At 75.8% G+C, this 231-nt stretch carries 1 protein-coding gene; it reads right to left on the reverse strand.

Features of this window, described 5'->3' with window-relative positions; all coding sequences use genetic code 11:
• On the reverse strand, positions 1-231 hold a 231-nt coding region (locus PUR56_RS00010), incomplete at both ends, for a PhoH family protein (protein WP_329947312.1).

Here is a 231-nt window from a genome sequence, read left to right on the forward strand (position 1 = left end):
CTGCCCGGCAGGTAGCCGAGCTCCTGGCCGCCGACCGCGTAGAGCGGCCGGAAGACCATCACCTTCCGGTGCTGCTGCCGCTCCAGCACGGCCTCCAGCCCGGCGCAGAGCGCCAGCGCGGACTTCCCCGTCCCGGCCCGGCCGCCCATCGAGACGATGCCGACCTCCGGGTCCAGCAGGAGGTCCAGCGCGACCCGCTGCTCGGCGCTGCGCCCGCGCAGTCCGAACGCC

It is taken from the genome of Streptomyces sp. BE303, from assembly GCF_036290945.1.
Taxonomy (GTDB): Bacteria; Actinomycetota; Actinomycetes; order Streptomycetales; family Streptomycetaceae; genus Kitasatospora.